Source organism: Mucilaginibacter gossypiicola (genome assembly GCF_900110105.1).
GTDB lineage: Bacteria > Bacteroidota > Bacteroidia > Sphingobacteriales > Sphingobacteriaceae > Mucilaginibacter > Mucilaginibacter gossypiicola.
Genome location: NZ_FOCL01000017.1, coordinates 1 through 16,548 on the forward strand (window position 1 = coordinate 1; position 16,548 = coordinate 16,548).

The following is a 16,548-nucleotide window of genomic DNA, read 5'->3' on the forward strand; positions in this document are numbered from 1 at the left end:
GCATCTGTAAATACCAGCCTGTTTTTCGGTTGATACCTAAATCCCTGGCAAGTTGGCGGGCAGATAAGCCTTTTTTAGCATTCAGGATTAAACTAATAGCCAGAAACCATTTGGGTAAAGGCAGCTTCGTATCTTCGAAAATCGTCCCAACCAATACACTGTAGCTACGATTGCATTCATGGCATTGATGCCGATGGGTGGCTGTACGTTTGCTGCTTCGCTTTCCGCCACAATAAGGGCATGTAGGCGCTTCCTGCCACCTTAGGTGCTCAAGATAACTTATGCAGGTAGCCTGATCTGGAAATCTACTAATCGTCTCTATTATATTCATTTCCATAAAGATATATATTTTTTATGTCAATTCATGGGCTATTACTCTCTTGAGAGGGGTGTAGGGGTGTGTTTCTGCTTTGAAAGATCTGTAGCAGAAACACACCCCTGCTATCATACACGCTCCTACGCTCCCCCTCTCAAGAGGGGATTTTAAAAGGTTGTGCCAAATTACTCTTTTAAATTAACGGCTATGGCGTTCACGTTTACATCTATAACTTATTAGGGAGCGTGAACATTCAATTAAACCCGCGCGATTAAGCGCCTACGCTTGACCGTGCGGGTTTTTAAGAGCTCAAATCACACTTTCATCAAATTGAATTTTCAATTCTGCAATAAATGCATAACATTCAACTTATTTAGTATTATTATAAGGTATGGCTATTAACCTGATGCTATCGTTGCCCAAAACAGCGGCATCAAATTCAATTTTTACTGTTTTGGTTTCCCCTTTTAGCAGTGTGAAATAATTGTCACTCATAATTGCAGGTAAAATCTGCTCGCCATTTGACGTTCTTACAGCCTGTACCCTTACCCCAAACGCTACTGCCTTTGATGATGACGGATTAGTTATCTGCGCAGTTATGTAATACTTGCCATCAGCTTTAACTGTTTTATAACCGGTTTTCAGATCAACCTTAGCCAGGGTGTTCAGCGCAGTATAATCTTTGCGTTTGTTGCCCCGCCAGTAAAAATTATCTGAAACCAGTTTGCCGTCTTTATCGGTAAGCTTTAGTTTGATAAAATGCACGTCGGAAAGGCCTTCGCTGGCTACATCGCCCTGATATACTTCAAAATTGTATAAAGAATACCCCCAATAGGTAGCACGTTCAATACCCTGCATTTTCACATAGCGGGCAGTTACTTCGGGAAACATGATCTTTTGATCGCCCTGCCTGCCGTCGTCGGTGCTATAAACATCGTGCCAGTGGCTTGCATCGGTTGATACCTGAATCCTGAAAGCTTTGGCATAGGCATCTTCCCAACTCAGACCAACGCCGTTCACAACTTCTTCCCTACCCAGGTCAATATAAACCCATTCGCCATCACTATAGCGGCTTGCCCACCGCGTGCCGGGATTACCGTCATTTATTGCAGATGCATCTCCGTTGGTTGACGACGAACTTACTACTTTTTTGTTTTTGGCAAGATCAGCCTTGTACTGGTTGAATTTAAGATCAAAAACAGCGCCCGAACTGTTGGCCGGCGCATCAACCATCTTTGACTGGCTGTATTGTTTTACCAGGGTACCATCCAAATTATAAACATCTGCCGAAGCCGTTAACCCATCGGCATCCTTGCGGGTGGTATTAATTATTTTGATGGCGTTTGTTACCGGGTTCCATTGAATGTGTAATGGCTCGCATGCTTTTTTCACGCCCCAGTATGCGCCGGTGAGATCATAATAATAATCATAAGTTTGCCATACCATTGAAGGGTAAGCCGATTGGCTCATCCAGGTCATAATACCCGAGGCATCGTCGCCCATGGCATCCTGCCAGCCTTCGTACATTGCTTTGTTACTTTCTAAGCTTACAAACTGTGCCTTTCTGCAAAAATCCTCGATACCATTTGGCGCTCCGTAACCATTGGTAATACTGGCCTCATAACTATCAGGGCCGGCATTAAATGCACGAGGGCCAAAAAAGTGCTGATCCCACATTTCGTTACGCGGCCACCAGTTTTCTTTAGGCATAAACTTTTTGAAACTTTCAAAGTTCACAAAAACAGCGGTTCCTAATTCCGTGCGTAAACCCCAGCCTTTATTACCGCCCAAACCAGTTGGATAAGCAGTAAAGTAATATCGGGGGTCTTTAGCATCCCAGGGGCCGCTACCCGTTAAGTTTTCGGCATGTGAATTGGGCTGGTACCAGCGGTCGCCACCATCAAAAGTTGCAAGATCTTCTTTAAGCCATACACTCAAAGGTTGTTCAGGCCATCCTTCGTTATCCGCACACCAAACAGCAATAGCAGGATGATTTCTGAAACGTTTGATTTTTTCGATTGCATTAGCGTTAAATGTCGTTATATCAGCGGGCAGGTTTGGATTGGCATTTAACCAAAAATCGTCCCAAACCATGATACCGTATTTATCACAAGCCTCGTAAAACTCCTCATCAGTAGTTGAACCTATCCAGTTGCGAATCATATTAAAGTTCATCTCTTTGTGCAACTTCACCTTGTAATCGTACTCGGCGCCACGGCAACGCAACATGTATTCGCTCATGCCCCAGTCGCCCCCTTTTATAAATACTTTAGTACCGTTGATGGCCAGATGTAATACATGGCCTATGGTGTCATAGCTATATCGTTTAATACCAAATTTTATGTTCTGCACATCTGATACTTCATCGCCAATGCTAACACTTAGCTTACAATTATAAAGGTTAGGCTCGCCATATCCGTTAGGCCACCAAAGTTTAGGGCTGTTGATTATCAGCTGCTCAAAATCGCGTTTATTCAGCTTTACTTCAGTGCTGCCATTGGCATCAACATAAATCTTTTTTTGAAACTCGATATTCCCCGGTGTAATAATGCCTTTAACAATGGCCGCTTGTGAATTTGGTGCGTTGTTTTTAACCTCAAGCGCTATCGATAAGTCGGCACGGGCATTGGTAGGCAAATTGGTGCGGATCCATGGATCTTTAATAGTTACGTCGCCTGTGTTGCTCAGGTAAACGTTATCAGTAATACCAGAATTAAGTCCCGGTACGTAAGGCATCCAATCCCAACCGGCGCTTGATACATAGTTGGGGCTACCCACATTGGCCAAAGGTTGTTTCGGGATATAAACCAAGGCTGTAAGCACGTTTTTACCACTGCGGTTTACTAATGCGCTGATATCGAAATGACCGCGCTGCATAAAACCGTCAAGAGTACCCAATTGCGTGCCGTTAAGGTAGATATCGGCCTTGCGATTAACACCTCTGAAATTTAACCATATTGTTTTTTTGGTATAGTTTGCCGGTACGTTAAACTCGGTACGGTACCAGAAACTGCGATCGTATTTGGCTTTATCAACCTTGTAAATATTATCGCCAAAGTTGGGGTCTTTTTCCAAACCAGCTGCCACATATGAGGCAAATGTGGTTCCCGGTACAACGGCCGTAACCCAATCGATGGTATTATAACCTGCGTCTTTAATTTTTGAGGCGTCAGCTACGTCGGCCTGAGGTTTTATCTTCCATTGCTGACCAGCTGAACTGTTTAGCGATACTTCATTGTTTTGGGCATTAGCGGTGCCATAAAAACATGTAATAATGACAATTAAAAGTTTAAATACCTTATAACGTTTATACATTGAGTGGAATAATTAGAAATTCTTTTCTGTTTATTTATTGCTCTCCCTTAACCGGGAGAGCAATTTGTGATTGGATTGGAAGAATTATAAACTTCTCAGCTTAACACCTTTAAACTGCAGATAGGTGTATGATTGCGTATTCACCACCCAACCGAGCGTAATGGTTGTTGTTGCCAAAAGCGTGAAGTTAAGCGTGTGTGTACCACCAATATTATTTTGATCGCCTTTGTAAATAGCCAGCGGGCTACCCAAATTGGTTATATCCGGTAGCGAATTGCCAACAGCTACTATTTCGTTGGCGTTAAGGGAGCCCCCGTATCCGGCAGTTTCAATATCAAGTGCGTAGTTGCCTGCAGGAAGCGTAATGGTTTGGTATACTTTGCCATTATTTACGCCATCACCTCCCCAATCTTTAGCTTCAAAGTGGATACAACCACCATTATCTGTTGACCAGCCTCCACCGGTACTCCCGTTTTGATTAACTACATTGCTATTGTATTGCCAATCTTTAGGTAACCCCCATTTTCCGGTTCCATTATCGCTACGGTAAAAAGGATAGCCGGCGTTTTTTATATACAGCGATGTGATATCGCCAATGCGCCTCACCCTCGGGAAAAGCGTTGGTGCAGCAACAGTAAAAGTATCAATAGCGCCCCTGAAAGGCAAGTAGCTTGATTGGTAAGTTACATCCGTACCAAACTTAAAATCATTGATGGTTACTATCGAATCGGTTGGTTTAAGAAATGTTGTTTGCGTTTTACCAGCATTATCAATGTAGGTCACTATAGTTTTAGTATTTACAGTTACAGAATCAAGTGTGATCTGGTTAAAGTTCAACTTAACAACACCTGTAGTTATATCAACTGTAAAAGGATTATCAGCATTATAACCACGGTTAAAAATACCGCCTGCATAAATCGCCCCATAAACCCTAACCCCGTTGATGCTTTTAGCAATAGAGATATGCCCGTCACTATCAACAGAATTTACGACGAAGTTATAAGTACCCTCTGTTAAATTTGATACCATTACCTTTACCGTATCAAGTGGGTTATGGCTTGTTGCATCAATAATTAACGAATCCTGCTTGTTGTTCCAATAAATCTTATACTTAACAATTTTAGGGTCGGGACTTGGGTTCCACACCAGTTGAGTACGCAGCTTACCGGCCCGGTAATTGGCATTGGCAATTACACCGGGATAATAAATCTCACTGCCTTTTATCAACTCTTTATAATTTTCATTCTTTTTTGAGCAGCCCCACGCGGCAAGCAATAACAGCAACCACGCTATATTTTTTATATTGATCTTCATTTGTTTGTCGCTTAAAAATTATTGAGGGATTCCGTAAAAAGACATTTCTTCGATGTAGGTATAGTCAAGGCCAAACCAGGTTTCGCTGACTACAATACGCAGGTATTTTACTGCCGGGCTATTAAACGGTACATCAAAATTTACACCTGCCTCAATAAAGGCCTGGTCGGCAGCATTGGTTTGTCCTTGCGGCAGGCCCGACGGCGGGTCTGGAAAACGATAGGTCCCCACTACTACCCAGTCGCCGCTTACAGTACCCACCGGCTTGCCGCCGGGAGTAACAGCATCAGCAGGATTATCTTTATTTGATCCCCAAATGCTAAACACCTTGGGGTTTGCATAACCGTAGCTCCTTGGCCACATCAAAAAGTGGCTTAGCTTATAACTGCGTCCTACCCCAAAAGTACCTTGTACCAGTTTTTGTACCGGGCCAATAGTTGTTTGCCATGGTGCTGCGCCACCAACTTCTTTGGTAAAGCCATCCCATAAATAAGGAAGAATACCGCCGTAACCTATATAGCCATCGCTTGGGGTTAGGTATTGGAAAAATTTGCTTTTATCCAATAGCTCCTCATACAAGGGAGTAAGGGTAACCAATAAGGTATCTGATGCGTTTCCGAATTGGTCGGTTACAAAAGCGCCAAATTTTGCAGGTGTTGTGCTAAAGCCCCTTACGGCATAACTTATAGTATCGGTACTTGTAAAATGCCTGTCTTTAATATTAAATTTATTATCGGCAGGGTCAATGGCAATTAAATTTACACCAACGGGCCGTTTATCTTTATTAATGGTTGATAAATGGACACCGCCAAAATCGGCGGCCAGAGTAAGATTTTTCCTTATTAGCTGGTAGTAAGGTGTGTCCGGATGAACCGTTACCGTAACCGGATCAGACTCTACATTAGCCCGGGTTACCGCATGCAGTGTTATCGTATAATCCTTGCTGCTTTGAAAGCCATCAACCCTAATAGTATCCAGAAAATAGCTGGATTTAGTTTGCCTTGTTGTTTTGCCGTTAATATTATAATCGGCAACTACATAAAGCAGGTTTTGCGACGATGGCAAAGTATAAGTTAAAACCACGCCGCCATTAAAATTGCGCACCTTAACATTGGTTACTACTGCCGGTTTTGTTTTATCGGTACTTTCAGGCAGTTTGTAGTTATCGCTTTTGGAACATGAAAACAAACATGTTGTTAAAAGCGCCAGTACACATATAAAATGTACAGGCTTTATATGATTATAGCTCATAATATCTTTTCGTTAATTATTTATCCAATTAAAAAACTGTTTAAATCCTACCAGTAAGGGTTTTGAACAAGGTTATCGTTCACCACGATTGAATTGTTCCAGATTGGCCACAGGTAATCCCTGGTGTTAAATACCGGGATCTCCACGTTGCGGGCACGGTAGTAGTTAATAGCCTGCTCTTCGTAAATACTCCAGCCGGTTAACGGGGTACTTAATACTCCCTGCAACTCTTTCCAGCGGCGAAGGTCCCAGCCGCTTTGCCCTTCAAAACAAAGCTCTATCCTGCGTTCCTGGTGAATGATAGCCCTTAAACCTTCTTTAGTAGTTGGTTTAGATGGATTTTTTGAATAAGCTGCCCATGAATCAACAACGCCACTCAAACCTGCACGTGCCCGGATCTTATCTACATAAGATATTGCTTCGGCAGTGGGGCCATTTACTTCATTTAAAGCTTCGGCATATAACAAGTATAAACCAGCCATACGCATAACCGGCATGGAAAAATCAGTCCAGTTAAAACCATCGTCATATACGGTAAGGTAGTTGGCCAGCTTCTTAGGCCAATAACCGGTGATGTTTGATTTTTGCAGTGTTTTAGGGCCTGCAAGTGAGGTAACACCGCGTGCTGGTACATAGTGCGCTATTTTAGCGTCCAAAATACCATCACCAAACCAGATACCGCCATCAAAGCCTATACTTCCGTAAAAACGAGGTTCGCGGTCAAAATGAGCTTTAATTGTTTGATAGCCTTGTTTTATGTAGAAAAAATTTGCGGCATCGCCTGTACGCAACTGGTTACGATCGGCATAATCCCAGCTTTTATCTTCATCAATAGGGACACCTTTGTTGGTATAAAACAACTCGGTAGTTGAAATAGGCACCGCATAATAAGCCGGATTCTGATTATCATTTTGGTTTGCCTTTTGAGTTAACCTGGGTATGCAATACTCCTGACCGTGCCAGATATTGCTTAACGACCAAATTAGTTCGGGGTTGGTATCCCATTTTTGCGTAAGCGAGTTTTGGCAAGTTAGCACCTGTTTCAATGAGTCGGGCAGATTAGAAACACCCGGCGCCGGTACAAAATTGGTATTTAAATGCAAACCGGCGGCTTCGCACATATCGATAGCAGTTTTACATGCGGTGGCGGCCTTTTGCCATTTAGTGGCATCAAACGATGTTGGGAAAAGGTTTTTACCGCTTTTATCCTTAAAGTTTGCATAATCAGGATTGCCGTTAAATAAAGGGCTCGCAGCAGTCATCAGCACCTCGGCTTTAATAGCCGCTGCTGCTGGTTGGGTTATTCGGCCTAACTCCTTAGCTGGATTATCAATCGTAGCCGGCAGATCGGGAATTGCCTGATCAAGCAGCCCTACAATATAGTTAACCACATCATCAACCGGCTGGCGTTTCACTTTCACCTCGGCTGTTGAGGCCTCAACAGGCAAGTTTACGTCGATGATAGGGATCGGCCCGTACATCCGCATGAGGTAGTAATGGTAGTAGGCTTTCAGGAATTTGGTTTCGGCAATCCATCGTTTTTTCTCAACCGCACTTAAATCGGCTGGTTTGTCAATATTTTCGAGCATGGTATTGCAGCGTCTTATCGCAACAAACATGGCTGTACCGTTAGCCCTGCCATCCCAGAAGTTTAAACCGGGCTCGCCAACATTTTGGGTTCCGGTAATAAGCGTATAACCGGTAATATCCAAGGGGTTATTGGCCAGGTTAAGCGGAAAAATGATTTCGCCAGAAGTTGTAAAACCTGCGCTCCTGTTCAGATCATTTAATTGCTGAACGGATGAATAACAGGTAAAAAGATAGTTTTCAGCTTCGTTCTTACTTCTGAAAGCATAATCAATTGTTCCAACATCAGGCGGAACAACGTCAAGATATTTTTTGCATGAGCCGCTTAATACCATTAAAAGTAATAAGCCAATATGTTTATAGTTAAATTTCATGATACTCTTCATCTGCTTATAAATTAACATTCAAGCCAATATTGTACACCTTTTGGATCGGGTAGTTAAATCCATTGCTGCCCAGTTCAGGATCCCACAGTTTAAATGAGCTCCAGGTAATTAGGTTGAGGCCATTAACGTATAACCTCAAGCTGCGTAAGCCCAGTCTTTTTGATACCGATGCAGGCAAGGTATACCCAAACTCGGCCGACTTAAGCCGCATGAATGCACCATTGCGTAGCCACCAGGTACTTGGCTGCAAGTTATTTTCAATGATGTTGCGGGTTGTTCCTAAACGCGGGTAAGTGGCGTACAGGTCCTGATGCTCTTCGCTCCAGTGGCTATCTGCAAATTGTTGTAATAATTGAGTATTTCCATATATATAGTCCTCTGTACTTTGTACAAATGGGCTAACCTGGTTAGGGTCCACAAAGAATGAAACCCTTGCCTGCCCCTGGAAAAATGCTGAAAGATCAAAGTTTTTGTATTGCGCAGATACACCGTAGCCATAAACAATTTCCGGAACCTGGGGATAACCAATAAAAGTTTCGTCGCGGCTGTCAATAACACCGTCGCCATTCAAGTCGCGGTATTTAATATCGCCGCCCCTTGGTGCTTTACCTGTAGTTGAAAAAATCTGGGTTGGTGATGCAGCAGCTTCTGCATCGTCAACAAATAACCTGTCGGCGATATACCCATACCCAATACGGATAGGTTGACCAACAAAATGCCTATATGCCTCCGGGTAGTTAGGCTCCTCGTAATAAGTATACTTATCGGTTGCCAGGGTAAAATTACCCCGTCCGGAAATAAGCCAGGAACTTCCGATGCTTTGCTTATAGTCAAATGAAAGATCGATACCTTTTGAGTTGGCTTTACCTAAATTGGCATAGATATCGGCCTCAAGCCCCGACGTACTTGGAATGTATGACCGTTTTTGCAGGATGTTGTACCTGTTGTAATTATAAAACTCGGCAGTGATATTCAGGTTCTTGAACAAGGTCATCTCCAGCGCAAGGTTGGCCTGCTTTGAGGTTTCCCAGGTTACGTTAGGATCGGGATAGTTAAGTATAGTAGCGCCGTTATGTGCGTATCCTGCGTTTGTACCAAAGGCCGCATAAGCCCCACCGTTAAGGTTTACATTTGACGCATAAAAGAAACGCCTGTCGCTGATGGCATCATTACCCACCAAACCATAACTGCCTCTTATTTTTACCCTCGTAAAAATATCAGCCAGCGGCTCAAAAAACTTTTCGCCTGATACAAGCCAGCCGCCACCAATGGTTGGAAAAAAGCCGTAGCGATGTTCGGTAGAAAACCTTTCGGAACCATTATAGCCGAAGTTAAACTCCAAAAAATATTTACTCTTGAAATTATACCCTGCCCGGCCGGCAACACCGAGGTTACGGTGAGGTAAGGCATATTGTAAATCAGGCTGTTTGGTCACCGGATTAATAGCGTTAGAATAAACCGTTTGCTGCCGGGTTAACACCATGGTTGCCGATACATTATGGTCACCAAACTGCCTGGCGTAATCAAAGTTGCCCTGCAAATAGATCTGATTACTGATAACTGGTGTACCTGGAAAATAAGACAGGTACTCTTTAGCATCGTTGGGGTCCTGGTTTAGCCATACCAGCGAGTAGGTGTTGTTTACTTTATCATAGCTGCCAACATTGTAATAGAACGGATTATACCCGTAATTGGCATCAAAGTAAGAATACCTGTTGGTACTGAAGATGCCATGAAAGTTTAAGCCTTTGGTAATAAAATCAAAACCCTGGTTAAGCTCAATTTGTGCCAGCACCCTTGACTCTGATGAGGTTTTATGCCCTCTTAACAACAATGCATAAGGATTGTTGTAAGGCACTCCCTTCTCTGCCGGGGCTCCGAACAAAATGTGTTTGGTATCGCGGTTAGCTGAATCGGCAGGAAAATAGGCTGGGAATAATACAGGGCTGGTATGCAGCGCAATTTTGTAAACATCCGAGTTAAAGGACCCATCTGTTGTGAGCGGCCCTGCATACTCACTAAACGTGCCTGAAAATCTCAATACCAATTCAGTACTTTTAGTTAGATTGAGGTTAACGTTTGAACGTAACTGGTAATTCTGAAATTTTATGTTATTACTGTTGTTATTGGCAGGGTCTTCAACCAAATTACCATGGTCAAGGTTGTATGAACCAGCTACATAATAACGGGCAAAGGGTGTACCACCGCTAATACTTAAGTTACCCCGTTGGGTTGATGTACGCTTTTTTAACAGCATACTGAGCCAATCTACCGCAGGGTATACATACGGATTATAGCCCGGTCCTTTAGCCAAAGTATTTTGGGTATTGATGATCTTATCCGGATCAAAAGGCGTTGGCTGATACGGATCACGCGATAATGTAGCCTCATTAAAAAGGTTCATGTAGGTGATAGGATCAGCTATTTTAAGCGACTGTGTATTTTGAGATATTGAATTTTCTGCACGAAAACTGATCTGTGGTTTGCCTATTTTACCCTGTTTGGTTGCTACCAAAATTACACCATTAGCACCGCGTGCACCATACAAAGCTGTAGCACTCGCATCTTTGAGGATAGAGAAACTGGCAATATCATCAACCTGCAAGCGTGCGAGATCATTGGTGGTAAGCTCGATATTATCGATCAGGATGAGTGGGTCAACCTTGTAACCAAAGGTGGTTACCCCCCTGATAAAGAACTGGGCGTTATCCTGCCCTGGCTGCCCCGTTCCCTGGAAGGCGATGATACCTGCAGCCTGTCCGGCCAGTGCAGTGGTCAGGTTACTTGCCGGAATTTTAAGCTCCGCAGGTTTAACGGTAGTTACCGAACCGACAATGGCTTCCTTACGTTCCTTTTTACCGTAAGCGGTAATTACAACCTCTTCGGCCTGTCTTACATCCTCAACCAAAACAACATTAAACAGTTTATTGTCGGGAGTTACAGTAAAGGTTTGGGTAACAAAGCCAACAAACGATACCCGGATCACCGAGCCGCTTTTTACATCGAGAATGAACTTGCCATTGTTATCGGATACCGTACCTCGTTTGGCGTCATTAACTACGGTGATACTTACACCAGGCAGCGTTACACCTTTTGCATCACGCACGGTACCGGTTACGGTAATATCGGCTATGTTTTCGCCAGGACTATTATTGTCCCCCCCGGGCGCTTCTTTAATAATGACCGATTTACCATCTATGGTATAAGTCAAAGCGGAGTTTTTGAGGCTGATCTTCAGTACTTCTTCAAGCGGGGTGTTCTGAAAATTAACATCCAGCGCCGGCACATTTTTTATGCTTTTTGCCGACCAGAACAGGTTATAACCTGTTTGCTTATTTATTTCATTGAATATTTGTTTAAGCGTTGCATCATTCTGTTTATAAGTGATTTTTTGTGAAAAAACCGCTGCACTTGCCTGCATGAATGCCAGGAAGAGTATAAACGTCGTTATCTTCATGATGAGCAGAAATTTCTTAGGGTAGCACGAAGGCGTACAAATGTTTGTAGTAAAAATTTTATACATTTGTTAAAGGCTGTTTTAAGTTGAAATGTTACGACAATTACATTCAGGTTTTAAAAAGCTGATTGGAGCAGGGGCATCGGAAGTGCCTCTGTTCTGCTTTTTATAAACCGCTGATCTGCTTTAAGCTATGGGTAGGTATTGGTTTTTCTCATACTTTTTTGTTTAGTTTAAATTGGTTATTGGGGCGGTTATTTTTTCTTGCTGATAGTTATGGTATTACCCTGTATGCTAAACCTGGCATCACCAGTTTGCTCCATCATTTTTAACAGGGTTGTGATGCTGGCAAAGCGGGTAGTTACAGCGCCAAATGTTTCGGTTTTCAAACTCTGATCTTCAAAAACAACCTCTACATTGTACCAGCGGGATACGCTGCGCATAATGTTTTCCAGCTTTTCGTCATCAAAATTGAAATAGCCATTTTTCCAGGCTACGGCCTCGGTGGTATTTGCTTCGCTTACGTCAAGGGTGTTAGTTAGTTTGGCCTGCTGACCCGGAATTAATACGGTGCTCTTGCTGGCGGCAGTTACCCGTACCGATCCTTGTAATAATGTTGTTTTGGTAACAGCATCGTCGGTATAGGCGTTTACGTTAAAGTGGGTACCCAATACTTCAACCGTTTGGCGGTTGGTTACTACCCTAAACGGTAGCTCCTTATTATGGCTAACTTCAAAGTAAGCTTCGCCTGCTAATTCAACCCTGCGCTCATTATGGTTAACAAAGCTTACAGGAAATTTCAATGACGAATAAGCATTAAGCCAAACTTTAGAGCCATCAGGTAATACAACCTGATATTGCCCGCCCTTCGGGGTTTCGATGGTATTAAACGCATCAAGCTCAGTACCAGACGATGCACCTGACAGGTTTTCCCTGCCCGTTATGGTGTATACCAATTGCCCATTGGCAGCTTTGGTTACCTTGATTCCGTTTTGATTGGCAATCTGACCATTGTTTGCGTCAGTTAGGGAGATCTTTTTTCCATTAGCTAAAGTGAGGATGGCTTTATTGCCGCCCGGATGGATATTTGATTGAGCAACACGACGAGGAAAATTTTCATGGTCTGTTGTAAGCATCCGGGTAATGAACAAACCAGCCATACCCAATATTAATACAGCAGCTGCTGCCGCCACCCACCTGAAGATGGGTTTCGGTTTAGCAGGTTTGGTTTCCCGGTTAAGTCGCGCAAGTATAGCCTCACCTGCCAGCTCTTCACTTTCGGGAAATTCGGCGTCCTGGTATGCGTTTTCACGATACCATTTCAATAATTCTTCACGCTCGGCTACTGTAGCAGTATTATCCCGATACTTTTTAATTAAAATGTAGATACGTTCCTGGTCCAATTGGTTTTGGTGCTTATATACGGGTGTACCGTGAAAGCAACCTAACCCTACATTGGTTTTAGATTTTTTTTAAGTTTTTATAGAAATGCCTGACATGCATCTGTTGCAAGACAGGAACGAATGAATTTGTGAAGAGAGATGTATCTATCTACCTTGAAAAGAAAAATGTAATTTAAAACGAGTAAGCGACCGAGAAATGATAAAAAGAGGTTCTATTTTACTTCCGAAACGAAATAATAGTATGCAATACCACCACAATACTCCAACCGTAATTCTTCAGCTCGCCACGAATAATTTTTAGCGCCCGGGTCAGGTTAGCCTCTACCCCTTTCTCGCTGATTGCAATTTTTTCGGCTATCTCATTGTTCTTCAAACCAAGTTCCCGGCTGTAGTGGAAAACCAAGCGGCATTTTTCGGGCATTTCCTCTACAATGCCATTGATATACTCCTGCAAAAAAAGTGCATCGAGCTTGTGTTCATCATGGGTGACATCGGTAAATTCGTAATTTTCTTTGGCAAGGTCGGCGCGATGTTTTTCGCGATGATAATATTTAAATACGCTGAATTTCACCGCAGTTGCCAGGAAAGCAGCAACGCTTTGTATTTCAATAGCAGCCCGGCGCTCCCATAATGATAAAAAAACCTCGTGAACAAGATCTTTGGCTATGGCCGTATCCTTGCTGTGGTTCCAGGCAATAGCGAGCATTTTTTTCCAGTAGCGCTGATAAATTTCAGTAAATGCACCGTGATCGTTTGCCTGCAGCAAACAGGTTAGCTCCTGATCTGTATATGCGCTGTACTTCGACATTAGGCCCGCTCCGGCGATTCTCCCTGTTATAATTGGTTATCGGCTTATGTCACAGCGGGAACTGCTTCAAAATCCGGCTACAAATATGCAATATAATTTCAATCCAAAAACTATTTTGTGATTTATCGGTAATTCGGTTCTCTGCGGCAGGTATAACACACAGCTCCGGCATCGTTCATCAACAATAACTAAGTACCGGCACTCTCCGTTAGTATCTCCTGAGATACCTGTTAATTAAAAAACACATAACCGGGGCTTTTATTAAAATCACCGCAGTTATGTGTTTTCTTAAATTTATGAATTCCTCGTTATTGGCTTTATTTACATTTCAGATGCGCGTATCTATTCAAAATGTTATTGAGCAACTAAAAATGCAGTCTTTAAACCATCAGTAGAAGCCGAAAGCTCAGTTTTACCGGGTTTTGAGCCAGCCTTAATCAAAAATGCCGCAACCCCGGCTTCCGCCTTTACTTCTTCCGCTCCAATTACTTCTCCTCCGCCCTTCAGGTTTAACTTGATCAGGTTGGTTGCGTCCGGAATAACGGTACCTTTTTCATCAGTTACCGAAGCGTAAACAAACACTACATCATTTTTACCTGCCGCAAATGTTTTACCGCTGTAATCAACCGTTAACTTAATCTGCAACGGTTTTCCGGGTGTTCTGCGTTCGGTAGTAGTTACTACCTGCCCACTGATATACCCCTTTGCAGTTAAGGTGCCTGGACTGTAAGCTATATTAAAAGTAAATGGAGCGTGTTTAAGGTTATTACTCATTACGTCTACATCCGGCTTTTGCTTAGTTACCAATTTGCCGTTCAGGAACAATTCTACCTCATCACAATTGCTATATATCTTTACACTTTGGGTTGCCTGATTATTCCAGTAATTGGCGATAAACAACATCGGCTTGCTTTCGTCAGCGTCCCTTTGGCTTTGGTAAAAGTAATAGGCAAACTTCGGCAGCCTGAAAATATCCATAATACCCGATGATTCAATATCAGGTGCATAGCCCCGTTTATAATCAAACATGAGCCAGTTGGCATCACCGGTAATTTTTCCGTTAAGGTTATCGTTATGTGATTCCTGGAAGTTTAAAGCCTGCTGCAGCATCCGTTTTTCACCATCACTGCGCAGCTGGCGTGATGTCTTTTCCTGATCAGTAAGATCTTTATACTGGGTTTGGTTAAAGCCTGCGTTTTGGGCATAGTATTCCCAGTCGCCATATTCGGCAATCAGGATAGGTTTCTGGTTAAACTTTTTCCAATAATCAGGCGCTTTGGCGTGCTGACGGGCGGGAATAAATACGTCATAAACCGCATTCATCCAACCGCAAGTATAGGTATCGGCATAAGGCAATTCCTGGTGAACAATAGCATGCGCCTTTTCCATATAATCCTGCTTCATGTCGGTTTCATTAAGCGAGGCTTCCCACAAAATGATGGACGGGTGGTTCCTGTCGCGGTGCAGCATATCGGTAATGGCTTGCAAGCTGTTCTTTTGAAAAGTTTCATCACCAAAAAACTGCCAGCCGGGTGTCGAGTCCATCACAAAAATGCCCAACTCATCGCAGGCGTTTAAAAAGGCTGGCGAAGGCGGATAATGAGAACAACGTACAAAATCAAAACCGGCCTGTTTTATTTTATAAGCATCACGATATTGGGCATTATCGCTCAGGGCATAACCCACATAAGGATATTCCTGGTGACGGTTGGTGCCACGTAATACGTATTTGCTGCCATTAAGGTAGAAACCATCTGCCTTGAAGCTGATTTGCCTGATACCGGTTTTTATCGATACCGAATCAAGCAGTACGCCATTGCTTTCAACACCTACTACCACTTTATACAGGTACGGATGCACCGGCGACCACAGCGCAGGTTTTGCGATACTGATACTTTGTTCAAAAGTGTTGCTCCCATTTGGTTTGATAACCGCTGCCGGCATATTAAGTGCCCCAACAGCTTTTCCTGAAGCATCATAAAGAGTGGCTTTTAATTGAACTGCTTGCTTTATGGCGTGATCATTTTGTACCTGTACTTTGATATTTAAGCGGGCGCTGTTTGCCGAGATGTTATCATAGTGCAGCAATACCCCGCCACCATTCACCTGCCCGGCATTAACCGCATCGGTTATATAAACCTTATTTTTTTTGATAAGCCAGGCATTGCGATAGATGCCGCTGTAAAAGTTAAAATCAAGATCTTTAATAGGCTTACCGGGCGGAATTACAGGATTATCATGGTTATTAAGCCTGATAAGCAGGCAGTTTTCTTTACCATACAAAGCTTTATCGCTGATATCGATATAAACGGGCAGATAACCGCCAATATGTGTTTGCAGGTGTTTCCCATTCAAATAAACATCGGCCAGGTTCATGGCTGCATCTATGCGGATGGCAATATATTTACCGGCATCGCTTTTATCCAGCGTAAAAAACTTGCGGTAAAAACAAATGCCCTGCCATTGCTGGGCAATTTTAATAACCGGCTCAATATTGGCAGTATGCGGCAGGCTCACCTGTTGCCATGATGAAGCACCTGCATGGCTAAAAAGTTGGTCATTGATACTGGTATCTGCGTTTTTTACAAACTGCCAGTTATTATTAAAAGGGGTAACAGCTATTTTTTTATCGCCTTTGCTTTGTGCTTTCACGGCTGCAACCGTGCAGGCAGCGGCAAGGGCCAACAGAATAATTTTCTTCATTTAGTGGA

General features: G+C 43.1%; 9 protein-coding genes. All 9 read right to left on the minus strand.

The annotated features are described in order from the left end of the window. Positions 1-337, minus strand: a 337-nt coding sequence (locus BMX50_RS31025) for a transposase (protein ID WP_167668155.1), incomplete at its 3' end; no start/stop codon positions are given. A 348-nt stretch (positions 338-685) separates the two neighbouring features. Beyond that, positions 686-3,631: a discoidin domain-containing protein gene (locus tag BMX50_RS31030; RefSeq protein WP_091220559.1), complete on the minus strand. Its 2,946-nt coding sequence runs from the start codon at positions 3,629-3,631 to the stop codon at positions 686-688. 84 nt (positions 3,632-3,715) lie between these two features. Next, entirely contained in the window at positions 3,716-4,945 is a 1,230-nt protein-coding gene (locus BMX50_RS31035) for a DUF4998 domain-containing protein (RefSeq protein WP_091220564.1), read from the minus strand. 18 nt (positions 4,946-4,963) lie between these two features. Then, positions 4,964-6,196, minus strand: a complete 1,233-nt coding sequence (locus tag BMX50_RS31040; RefSeq protein WP_091220566.1) for a DUF4959 domain-containing protein — start codon at positions 6,194-6,196, stop codon at positions 4,964-4,966. A gap of 47 nt (positions 6,197-6,243) precedes the next feature. Beyond that, a complete protein-coding gene (locus tag BMX50_RS31045; RefSeq protein ID WP_091220836.1) occupies positions 6,244-8,157 on the minus strand; it encodes a RagB/SusD family nutrient uptake outer membrane protein in 1,914 nt (637 codons plus the stop codon). A 16-nt stretch (positions 8,158-8,173) separates the two neighbouring features. Beyond that, positions 8,174-11,692, minus strand: a complete 3,519-nt coding sequence (locus tag BMX50_RS31050; RefSeq protein ID WP_244281153.1) for a TonB-dependent receptor — start codon at positions 11,690-11,692, stop codon at positions 8,174-8,176. Between the two features lie 188 nt (positions 11,693-11,880). Continuing rightward, complete coding sequence (locus tag BMX50_RS31055) at positions 11,881-13,029, minus strand: FecR family protein (protein ID WP_091220567.1); 1,149 nt, start codon at positions 13,027-13,029, stop codon at positions 11,881-11,883. Between the two features lie 217 nt (positions 13,030-13,246). Beyond that, positions 13,247-13,837, minus strand: coding sequence for an RNA polymerase sigma-70 factor (locus BMX50_RS31060; protein WP_091220568.1), 591 nt, complete (start codon positions 13,835-13,837; stop codon positions 13,247-13,249). Between the two features lie 354 nt (positions 13,838-14,191). Beyond that, complete coding sequence (locus tag BMX50_RS31065; RefSeq protein ID WP_091220570.1) at positions 14,192-16,540, minus strand: glycoside hydrolase family 2 protein; 2,349 nt, start codon at positions 16,538-16,540, stop codon at positions 14,192-14,194. Between the last annotated feature and the right edge of the window lie 8 nt (positions 16,541-16,548).

Coding starts and splice junctions, on each gene's coding strand:
- BMX50_RS31045 (WP_091220836.1), bottom strand. CDS start 8,157: ATGAAATTTAACTATAAACATATTGGCTTATTACTTTTAATGGTATTA.
- BMX50_RS31050 (WP_244281153.1), bottom strand. CDS start 11,692: ATGTATAAAATTTTTACTACAAACATTTGTACGCCTTCGTGCTACCCT.
- BMX50_RS31065 (WP_091220570.1), bottom strand. CDS start 16,540: ATGAAGAAAATTATTCTGTTGGCCCTTGCCGCTGCCTGCACGGTTGCA.
- BMX50_RS31040 (WP_091220566.1), bottom strand. CDS start 6,196: ATGAGCTATAATCATATAAAGCCTGTACATTTTATATGTGTACTGGCG.
- BMX50_RS31030 (WP_091220559.1), bottom strand. CDS start 3,631: ATGTATAAACGTTATAAGGTATTTAAACTTTTAATTGTCATTATTACA.
- BMX50_RS31035 (WP_091220564.1), bottom strand. CDS start 4,945: ATGAAGATCAATATAAAAAATATAGCGTGGTTGCTGTTATTGCTTGCC.
- BMX50_RS31060 (WP_091220568.1), bottom strand. CDS start 13,837: ATGTCGAAGTACAGCGCATATACAGATCAGGAGCTAACCTGTTTGCTG.